Source organism: Halomonas sp. 707D4 (assembly GCF_024158685.1).
Classification (GTDB): domain Bacteria; phylum Pseudomonadota; class Gammaproteobacteria; order Pseudomonadales; family Halomonadaceae; genus Vreelandella.
Window position 1 is genome coordinate 1 of sequence record NZ_JAMZBD010000063.1, and the last position, 10050, is coordinate 10050.

Annotated in this window: 9 protein-coding genes and 1 tRNA gene; 4 read left to right on the forward strand and 6 right to left on the reverse strand. The window is 64.8% G+C overall.

Annotated elements, in window-relative coordinates; all coding sequences use genetic code 11:
- The 3 genes from BIS11_RS04435 to BIS11_RS04445 form a co-directional block, all read right to left on the reverse strand.
- A partial coding sequence (locus tag BIS11_RS04435; RefSeq protein WP_253585768.1) for a TRAP transporter large permease subunit occupies window positions 1–521 on the reverse strand: 521 nt, incomplete at its 3' end.
- Window positions 518–1045 (reverse strand): TRAP transporter small permease, encoded by a 528-nt coding sequence (locus BIS11_RS04440; protein ID WP_253421686.1) that lies wholly within the window; start codon window positions 1043–1045, stop codon window positions 518–520. The genes BIS11_RS04440 and BIS11_RS04435, both read right to left, overlap by 4 nt.
- Before the next feature lie 12 nt (window positions 1046–1057).
- Window positions 1058–2029: a TRAP transporter substrate-binding protein gene (locus tag BIS11_RS04445; RefSeq protein ID WP_253421682.1), complete on the reverse strand. Its 972-nt coding sequence runs from the start codon at window positions 2027–2029 to the stop codon at window positions 1058–1060.
- Between the two features lie 350 nt (window positions 2030–2379).
- Here BIS11_RS04445 and BIS11_RS04450 point away from each other — a divergent pair, with 350 nt between their 5' ends.
- A complete protein-coding gene (locus tag BIS11_RS04450) occupies window positions 2380–3765 on the forward strand; it encodes an FAD-binding oxidoreductase (RefSeq protein WP_253421666.1) in 1386 nt (461 codons plus the stop codon).
- 63 nt (window positions 3766–3828) lie between these two features.
- On the opposite strand, the gene BIS11_RS04455 is transcribed toward BIS11_RS04450, so the two are convergent.
- On the reverse strand, window positions 3829–4824 hold the full coding sequence (locus BIS11_RS04455) for a TRAP transporter substrate-binding protein (RefSeq protein WP_253421663.1): 996 nt from the start codon (window positions 4822–4824) through the stop codon (window positions 3829–3831).
- Between the two features lie 139 nt (window positions 4825–4963).
- Here BIS11_RS04455 and BIS11_RS04460 point away from each other — a divergent pair.
- Window positions 4964–5040, forward strand: a tRNA-Arg gene (locus BIS11_RS04460).
- A gap of 59 nt (window positions 5041–5099) precedes the next feature.
- Here BIS11_RS04460 and BIS11_RS04465 read toward each other — a convergent pair.
- Together BIS11_RS04465 and BIS11_RS04470 are read right to left on the reverse strand one after the other, a co-directional pair.
- On the reverse strand, window positions 5100–6020 hold the full coding sequence (locus BIS11_RS04465) for a YihY/virulence factor BrkB family protein (RefSeq protein ID WP_253421660.1): 921 nt from the start codon (window positions 6018–6020) through the stop codon (window positions 5100–5102).
- A gap of 139 nt (window positions 6021–6159) precedes the next feature.
- Window positions 6160–8709: an EAL domain-containing protein gene (locus BIS11_RS04470; RefSeq protein WP_253421657.1), complete on the reverse strand. Its 2550-nt coding sequence runs from the start codon at window positions 8707–8709 to the stop codon at window positions 6160–6162.
- A gap of 273 nt (window positions 8710–8982) precedes the next feature.
- Between BIS11_RS04470 and BIS11_RS04475 the strand changes: the two genes are divergently transcribed.
- Window positions 8983–9468 (forward strand): PepSY domain-containing protein, encoded by a 486-nt coding sequence (locus tag BIS11_RS04475; protein ID WP_253421655.1) that lies wholly within the window; start codon window positions 8983–8985, stop codon window positions 9466–9468.
- Between the two features lie 295 nt (window positions 9469–9763).
- Window positions 9764–10050: Tar ligand binding domain-containing protein (locus BIS11_RS04480; protein WP_253585769.1), on the forward strand; the 287-nt coding region annotated here is incomplete at its 3' end.

Here is a 10050-nt window from a genome sequence, read left to right on the forward strand (position 1 = left end):
AGAAAGCCGTTCAGAAACAGCTTCGAGACCGACTGCTGGGCGATCACCGCGTAGATGATCATCGGCACCGACGGCGGGATGACCACGCCGATGGTGCCGCTCGCGGCGATCAGGCTCGCCGCCGAGGCGGGATCGTAGCCCTTGCGCTTGAGCTCCGGCACGAGGCTCGAACCCACCGCGGCGGTGGTCGCCGCCCCCGAGCCCGAGATCGCGGCGAAGAACATCCCCGCCATGACGGAGACGATCGAAAGCCCGCCGCGCAGAAAGCCCACCAGCGAATCGGCAAAGCTCACCAGCCGCTCGCTGACCCGACCCTGAGCCATCAGGTCGCCGGCCAGGATGAACATCGGGATCGCCACCAGCGCAAAGGAGTTGATGCCCTGGAACATCTGCTGGGTCACCACCATCAGCGGCACGCCGCCCTGATGGAGCGCGTAGAGCGAGCTTGCGCCGATGGCGAAGGCGATCGGCACGCCGAGCAGCATGAGCAGAAAGAACAGCCCGAAGAGAAGAAGCGTCATGGCGTCTGCTCCCCCATCGGCTTGCGCGGCTCGCCTTCCAGCACGGTCTCGAGAAGATCGACGAAGGCGTACCAGGCCATGATCGCCGCGCTGATCGGCATCACCGCGTAGACGTAGGACATCGGCACGCGCAGCGACGCGGATTTCTGGAAGCTCTGCACCTGCATGTAGCGGTAGCCGATCACGATCAGCGTGATCAGAAAGGCGATCACCGCCAGCACGGCGAGTGCGCGGGCAAGGCGGCGAACGCGTACCGGCAGGGCATCGACGGCGAAGGTGACGGCGATGTGGTGGCCACGCTGGAACGCCAGCGTGCCGGCCAGGAAGGTGATCCAGATCAGCAGGAAGCGGGCAAGCTCCTCGGTCCAGCCTGCGGCGGTGAAGAACACTCTTGATACGATCTGCAGCGTGATCACCGCGATCAGCGCGGCCATGCCGAGAAACACCACGGGCTTGAGCACGGCGTCCAGGCCGCGCTCGACGGCGCGCAGCAGGGAGACGACAGGGTCGAGAGACGAGTTCATCGACATGACGGCCTACTCGAGCGCCTGCTGGATACGCGGCAGGTAGTCGCCGAACTGATCGCCGTAGCGCTCGTACACCGGCGCGACGGCAGCGCGGAAGGCCTCGAGGTCCGGCGCATCGACGATCTGCATGCCGGCATCGGCCAGCGCCTGGAGCTGCTCGGCTTCGGTGGCGGCGTTCTGTTCGCGGGCGTAGGCGGAGGCCTCGGCGGCGGCCTCCTGCACCAGCGCCTGAACCTCCTCGGGCAGCGCGTTCCACTTGGGCAGGCTCATCACGAACAGCGCCGGCGCGTAGATGTGGCGCGTCATGGTCAGGTAGTCCTGGGTCTCGGCCAGATCGAAGGCGTAGATGGCGTTGATCGGGTTCTCCTGGCCGTCGATGGTGCCTTGCTGGAGCGCCGTCAGCGCCTCCGTCCACGCCATCGGCACGGCGTTGGCGCCCAGGGTGCGGAAGGTATCCACGTAGACCTCGTTCTCGATCACGCGCAGGCGCAGCCCGTCGAGATCCGCCGGCTCGCTGATCGGGTTGCGGCTGTTGGTGATGTTGCGAAAGCCGCGCTCGGCGAAGGCCAGACCCTTGAGGTTGACCCCTTCGAGCTTGTCGAGGATCTCCTGGCCGATCTCGCCGTCGAGCACCTGGTACGCGGACTCGGCATCGGGGAACAGGAAGGGCAGCTCGAACACCGAGAATTCGTCGACGAAGTTGGCCACCGGCCCGTTGGTGATCACGCCCATGTCGACGGTGCCGATCTGCATGCCCTCGAGCAGGGTGCGCTCGTCACCCAGGCTGGCGTTGGGGAAGATCTCGACGCTCACCGCGTCGTCGCTGCGCTCGGCGAGAATCTCCTGAAAGCGCGTGGCGGCGATGTGGTAGGTGTCGTCGCTGTTGACCACGTGGGCCAGGCGCAGCGAGGTCTGGGGCACGTCGGCGCTGGCGGCGGTGCCAAGGCCGAGAAGGCCGACGGTGGCGAAAGCGAGGGCAATGTGTCTGGCGCGAGAGCGGGGCTCGAGCAGCGAGAGGCGAGAATTCACGTGATCTCCTTGGGTGTGCAGGCGTTGTCAGAGTGGTGCTGTTTTATAAGAGTGGCTGCATTATATAGATATCGGCGCGTGAGCTTCACTCTATCGGTGTTATCCACCGATGCCTCGTAGGCCAAGGCATTGTTCGCCGAAAGAATGATGGCGCTTGAGCGCGACCGGCGTAGGCGGTAGCCTGCATGGCCGCCCTGCGCCGCGTTCGGGGTGGCGCCGGCAGTGGCATCACTTTATATTCGAAATGACTAAATTAAAAACAGGCGGGCCACCGCGCAGGGCCCGTTCGACAGGTAGAGATCATGAACACGTTGATGGACGAGCTTGAAAACATCGTCGGCAAGAACGGCGTTCTGCTGGGTGACGACGTCGCCCAGAGAAGCGTCGACTGGTTCACCAAGGCCCCCTGCGAGGCCATGGCGATCATTCGCCCGCAAAGCACCGAGCAGCTCAGCCAGGTGATGGCCGCCTGCCACGCCGCGCGCCAGCCGGTGGTGACCCACGGCGGCCTGACCGGCGTGGTGCACGGCGCGGTCGCCAGCCCCAACGAGCTCGTGGTCTCGCTGGAGCTGATGAACCGCATCGAGGAGGTCGACGCGACGGGCTCGACCATGCAGGTCCAGGCAGGCGTGACCCTGCAGCGCGTCCAGGAAGCCGCCGACGAGATCGACCTGCAGTTCCCGCTCGATCTCGGCGCACGCGGCTCCTGCACCATCGGCGGCAACATCGCCACCAACGCCGGCGGCATCCGCGTGATTCGCTACGGCATGATGCGCCAGCAGGTGCTGGGGCTCGAGGCGGTCCTGAGTGACGGCACCGTGGTCAGCTCGATGAACACCATGCTCAAGAACAACGCAGGCTTCGATCTCAAGCAGCTCTTCATCGGCAGCGAAGGCACGCTCGGCATCGTCACCCGCGCGGTGCTGCGCCTGGCGCCCAAGATGCCCAGCGAGCAGACCGCGCTGGTCGCGGTGCCCTCCTTCGATGCCCTGACGAAGCTCTTGCAGCTCGCCTCCAGGGAGCTCGCCAACAGCTTGAGCGCCTTCGAGGCGCTGTGGAACAATCACTACGCGCTGATGACCAGTGCCGCCACCAAGCACGCCGAGATACTCGCCGGCGACTCGCCCTTTTACGCCATCATCGAGACCCTGGGCGCCAACGAGGCGCAGGACGCCGAGGCCTTCGCCGCGATGCTCGAGAAGGCGCTGGAAGAGGAGCTGATCACCGACGCGGTACTGGCGAACTCCAGCACCCAGCGCCAGGGGATCTGGGACATTCGCGAGGATATCGAGACGCTGGTCCACGAGCTGAACCCGATGTTCTCCTTCGACATCAGCCTGCCGATCGTCCACATGGACGAATACGTCACCACCCTCGAAGAGAAGCTCAAGGCGAAGTGGCCGGAGACCGGCCAGATGGTGGTGTTCGGCCACCTGGGCGACGGCAACCTGCACATCATGATCACCGTGCGCGACCCGAGCCCGCACAGCCGCCACGAGGTCGAGGAGCAGGTGTACGGCACGCTGTCGCAATATCGCGGCTCGATCTCCGCCGAGCACGGCGTGGGCCTCGAGAAGCGCGACTACCTGAGCCTGTCGCGCAGCCCGGAAGAGATCGCGCTGATGAAGCGCATGAAGCTGGCGCTGGACCCCAAGGGGCTCTTGAACCCGGGCAAGGTGCTGGCCTAGGCCGCTTCGTCCTGCCATGAAAAAGGCCACCTCCGGGTGGCCTTTTGCGTGAGGTAGAGCGCGTTACTGACCGATCGCCTCGCGAATGCGCGGCAGGTAGTCGCCGAAGCGCTCGCCGTACTGCTCGTAGATCGGCTCGACGGCGGCCTGGAAGGCCTCGAGGTCCGGCGATGCGTTGATCTGCATGCCCGACTCCTCCAAGGAGGCGAGCTGCTCGGCTTCCATGTCGGCGTTGAGCGCTCGCTCGTATTCGGCGGCTTCCTGGGCGGCCTCTTCCAGTACCGTTTGCGCCGCTTCCGGCAGCTGGCTCCAGGCGGGCAGGCCCATCACGAAGAGCGCCGGCGCGTAGGTGTGGCGCGACAGCGTCATGTAGTTCTGCGTCTCCTCCAGGTTGAAGGAGTAGACCACGTTCACCGGGTTCTCCTGACCGTCGATGGTGCCCTGCTGCATGGCGGTCAGCGCCTCGGTCCAGGCCATCGGCACCGCGTTGGCGCCCAGCGCCCGGAAGGTATCGGTGTAGACCGGGTTCTCCATCACGCGAATGCGCAAGCCCTGCATGTCCTCGGGCGTGTTCACCGCGCGTTCGCTGTTGGTCAGGTTGCGAAAGCCGCGCTCGGCGTAGGCGAGGCCCTTCAGGTTCACGTCAGCGAGCTTGTCCAGAAGCTCCTGACCGATCTCGCCGTCGAGCACGCGGTAGGCGGCCTCGGGGGAGGGGAAGAGAAACGGCAGCTCGAACACCGCCATCTCCTCGACGAAGTTGGCCACCGGGCCGTTGGTGATCACGCCCATGTCGACGGTGCCGATCTGCATGCCCTCGAGCAGCGTGCGCTCGTCACCCAGGCTCGCGTTGGGGTAGATCTCGATCGCGACCTTGCCGCCCGTGCGCTCCTCCACCAGCTCCTCGAACTTGGTGGCGGCCATGTGGAAACCGTCCTGCTCGTTGACCACGTGGGCCAGGCGTAGCGTGATCGGGTCCATGTCGTCGAAATCGTTGGCGTTGGCGGTGCTCGCCGCCAGTGAAACCGCCAGGGTCAGCGTGCTCAGCGTAAAGATTTTCATTTTTATGAGGTTCCGAAAACAGAAATGCGACAGTGCCCGTCGAGCATGCCCCAGCCCGGGGAAGCCGGTCAATCGCTCGCGTTGCGGCGCGCACGCGGCTGGACAGCGACCGCCCGCACAGGTAGGATACGCACCCTATGCGCCCGTAGCTCAGTTGGATAGAGTATCGGCCTCCGAAGCCGAGGGTCGCAGGTTCAAATCCTGCCGGGCGCGCCAGAACATCAAAAAGCCCGCGACCTTGTCGCGGGCTTTTTCGTCTGCGCCTTTTTCACTTTTTACTCCACCCGACTGATCGGCGCCCGATCCGGGTCCACGTACCAGACGAGCCCCAGCCGCGAGTTGCGCTCGAGCTCGGCGATCACCTGGGCGCCGAGCAGCAATATGATGGCGCCGATCTCGAGGCTGAGCAGCACGATGATCAGCGCGGCGAGGGAGCCGTAGATGGCGTTGACGAAGGAAAGATGGGTGAAGTAGTAGACCAGCAGCAGGCGCACGGCTTCCCACAGGAGCGCGGCGACGAAGCCGCCGACGATGGCCCGGTGCAGGGCGATCCGGACCACCGGCAGCACCTTGTAGATGGCGCTGAACAGCAGGAACACGCCGAGAAAGCTCGCCAGGTTGAGCACCGAGCCTGAAAGGCCCGCCAGCGGCAGCTCCTGGGCGAAGAGCGCCAGCGCCAGGGCGTTGAGCGAGCTTGCCAGGGTGACCACGAGCGTGAGGGCGGTGAGCCCGGCGCCCAGTACCAGCATGAAGGCGTAGGGCAGCAGCATCGAGATCCACAGCCGCCGCTTCGGCGTCTCGGAAGTGTGGAAGATCAGCGCCAGCGCGTCCTCGAGCATGCGAAAGGCGAAGGAGCTCAGCAACAGCAGAATCGGAAAGCTGAGAATGCCGATCACGTCGCGGGAGTCGAGGAGTCCCCGCACTGCGTCCATCACCACCTCGGCATGCGCCGGGGCGAGGTGGCGCGCCTGGACCGCCAGCACCTCGAGCAGGTGCTGCTCGTCGACCACGCGGGTCAGCATCACCGCCAGCAGGGCGAACAGTGGTACCACGGAGAGCAGGATGTTGTAGCCCACCCCGCCCGCCAGCAGGATGCCGCGGTTGTGCAGAAAGTGATTGATCACTCGCCAGGCAAAGGCGGCCAGCCGGGGCAGCAGTAGCAAAAGGGCGCTGAACAGGGTGCGATTGCGAGCCATGGGTGCCACGTTCCTTGTGCGCCTGGGTGAGGGTCTCGAGCCGCACGGCGGGCTTCTCGAGCATCGATCACCACAGCTTACCTTTTTTCACCACCGAAGGCGCCGTTCGGCGCAATGCGCGCGGCCTTGCCGGGCCGCATCAGTCAGGCGTTGTGCCCTCGAGCAGCCGGGTGAAGTGCGCCGGCGACATCGGGCGCGCCAGATAGAACCCCTGCGCCTGGTCGCAGGTCAGCTCGATCAGCCGGTCGAGCTGTTCGGCGGTCTCGATCCCTTCCGCCGTGACCGTCAGGGAGAGCGCGTGGCCCATGCTGATGATGGCATCCACGATGGCCTGGCTGCTTTGCGACTGCTCCATCCCCAGGATGAAACTGCGATCGATCTTGAGCCCGTCGAAAGGGTAGCGGCGCAGGTAGCCAAGCGACGAGTAGCCGGTGCCGAAATCGTCCATCGACAGGCGCACGCCCAGGGCCTTGAGCCGGTGCATCATTCTCAGCGCCGAGACCGCATCCTCGAGCATGACGTTCTCGGTGATCTCGAGTTCCAGCCGGTGCGCCGCTAGCCCGGTCTCCTCAAGGGCGTTCTGGACACGCTCGACCAGGTCGGCGCGCTGGAACTCCACGGCGGACAGGTTCACCGAGACGATCAGCGCGTCGCCCCAGGCAAGGGCGTGGCGGCACGCCGCGCGCAGCACCCAGTCGCTGAGCTCGAAGATGAGGCCGGTCTCCTCGGCCAGCACGATGAAGCTGGCCGGGCTCAGCAGGCCGCGGCTCGGATGCGCCCAGCGCACCAGCGCCTCGGCACCCAGCACTTTCCTGGACCGGGCATCGAAGCGGGGCTGGAAGAAGACGCGAAACTCGTCCAGGTGTAGCGCCTGGCGCAGGTCCATCTCGAGCTGGCGCCGGGTCATGATGCGCTCGTTCATGGTCGGTTCGTAGAGGCTGAACCGGTTGCGTCCGCCGGCCTTGGCTTCATGCAGCGCGATATCCGCGTAGCGCAGCAGCTCCTCGGCGACCCGGCCATGCTCGGGAGCGGCGGCGATGCCGATGCTGGTACCGACGTTGACGTCGATGTCACCGACGCGAATCGGGCGGTTGATCTGCTCGATCAGACGTTGGCAGAAGCGCTCGGCGCTCTTCACGCTGCGACAGCCGGTGGTCACGATGACGAACTCGTCGCCGCCCGGTCGGGCGATGAAGTCGCTCTCGCGGGTACAGCGGCTGATGGCGTTGGCCACCTCCTTGAGGACGATGTCGCCGGCCAGATGGCCGAAGGTATCGTTGATCGGCTTGAAACGGTCGAGATCGAGGGCGAGCAGAAAGAGCGGCTGTTCGGCGCTGACGTACTCGTCCAGGCGATGGCCGAGGTAATGGTGGAGGTGGTGGCGGTTCGCAAGCCCGGTCAGGGCGTCGTGATGGCTGATGTGCTCGATGTGCGCCCGGGCCTCGATCTCCGGGGTGATGTCGCACACGGTGCCCTGGTAGCCTTGCAGGCGGCCTCCCTCGCGCACTTCGCAGGCGAAGAGCTGGCAATGGCGCAGATGCCCGTGGTGGTCGCGCATGCGGCAGTCGACCGGCTTGCGTCCCGGGACGTCGTCATCGCTTGCCGTGGCCGTGAGCCTGGCGGCGTCGTGATCGAGAAGCTCGCTCAAGGGACGTCCGATCCAGTCGCTGCGCGAAAGGCCCGTCAGGGTGGTGAATCGCTCCGAGAGAAAGGTCAGCGTTTGTCGCGCATCGGTTTCCCAGATCCAGTCCGAGGTGGCCTCCGAGATGTTCTTGAACCGCTGCTCGCTGATGCGCAGCGCCTGCTGCGCCCGCTCGGTGGTCTCGCCGGCACGCTGGACGCGACGACGCAGGATCAGGACCAGGACGGCGACCAGCGCCCCCAGCACTGCCAGCACCGGCAGGAACTTGATCAAGATCGCGCGCCCCAGCGCTTCGCTTTGCCACTGCAAGGTGATGCCGTCGCCAATGCTCTTGCTGAGCGTCAGCGCCGGCGAGGCGACGTCGAGCGCGACCCCGGGCCGGGCGGTCAATCCCGGCAGGTTGAAGTCCGTGGCGATGCGTGCAAGCTCGGCCGGGGTCAACACGTCGACGAACAGCAGATAGGAGAGCTGGTCGAACTGCTGGTCCGTGCTCTGCTCGCGGATGACGGCGGCGTAGGTGATGGCGGCGGCGCCGTCGACGGAAAAGTAGCCGGAAGCGATGTCATCCTTCACGGAGGCCTCGCGGGCGCGGGCGAGCAGGGTGGGAATATCGCCCTGCAGCCAGTCGCTCGCCCTCACGTCGTCCAGGGCGCCCTCGATCAGGGTGTAGCGGGTCGCGCCGTTGGGACCCAGGACGAAGACGCCCTCCAGGCCATAGGTCGCGTACAGGGAGGGGCCGAGGTTGTCGCGCTCGAAGGCCCAGTCGTGATCGATGACGCCGAGCGTGGCGCGATAGGCTTCGAGCCAGAACGCGTAGTCCGTCAGCGCCGTGCCGGTCTTGTCCTCCCGGCTCTGAAGTGCCTGGGCCGCGTAAGCCTCGCTCTGGCGTACCTGGTGCGCGTCCATCGTCAGGCTCAAGTGAACCAGCGTGCCTCCCGCCACCAGAAACAAGGCGCAGATGACCGCAATGAAGATGCGCGATGCTCCGCGAGCCGTCATGGCGTATTGAAGGACGTCACCGGAGGTCGTCGAGGTGGGTTCGGCCATAGAGCAGTGACTAACCTGGCAAAGGGAGGGGCTCATCGCGCCATATCGACCGGTGACGCGCGTTCTTGAATTCAGGATAGGCCTTGAAGCCAGGATAGGCGAAGCTTGCCGTCGGCGTCGCACAAGCAAGCGCCACGCCCAAGGTGAACGCAACATGAACGCCGCCATCACGCTGGCGAAAGGTAGCGCCGGATAGAGTGATCCTCGATGGAGGGAGTCGCCGGCAACGCCGCGCTCCACCTGCGGAGTCACTCATTGAAAAGGATGATCACCATGAAAAAGACATCGATCGCATTTGCTATCACCGCCGCCGCCGCACTGGGTCTCAGCCAGGGTGCCATGGCCGACCGCAACGACTACCAGGAAGCGCTCGACCAGGCGGCCTTCGCCAACCTGATCGAGCAGTCCGCGAGCGCAGGCGTGGCCTCGTTCCGTGAGCTTCAGGTCGATGAAGAGCGCGGCACGCTGGAGTTCGAGGTCGAAGGGTGGGACGCCGAGGGCCAGCAGATCGAGATGACGCTGAACGGCGAGAGCGGCGAAGTGCTTCGCCAGTCGGCTCACGCCACTCAGGTCGCGCCTTGGGGACTCGACGCCGAGCAGCTCGCGAGCCTTCTGGACCGCGCAAGCCAGGACGGCTTCGACCGCTTCGAGGATATCGACCTCGACGAGGATGGTTCGGTCGAGGTCAGTGGCTTCGACGCCGACCAGCGCGAGATGGAGCGCAGCTACGGCATCGACGAGTTCAACGGCGGCCAGTAACTCCGCCAGGTTCCCTCATTCGGTGCCCCGCGATCCGCTCGCGGGGCGCTGCCGTTTTCAGGTCGGCCAAGGATGGTCGAGCAATGAATTCATTGCTCCAGAGCGATTGATGGCATACGAAAACTGCACAGATGTTAAACAAAACTTTAAAATCTAACCGATTTGACGCCAGGTGGAAGCCTCTAACTGCCATTGAAAACATCAGGTAATTCCGTAAATCATAATAAATGATAATAATTATAGTTAAATGCCTGACTTGCCACTTCAGGCACAGGTAGTTCTCACGAGACCCCGGATGAAAAACCTTTCCGTCAAGACGCTCATCTCGACAGCGCTGATACTGCTGCTGAGCATGATCATCATCACTGGCACGCTGGCCATTCGCAGCGAGCTCGAATCCATCGACAAGCTGTCGGAAATCAACCAGATCAGTGCCGTTCAGGCCAACGACGCCAACCGCTTGAAGTCGCATCTCATGGAAGTGCGCCTGCGCCTGGCCCGCATGGTACTGCACAACATGAGCGGTAACGCCGACCGTGCCGCCAACGCCCTCGACCAGGCACGCGACAATCTGGTCGAGAG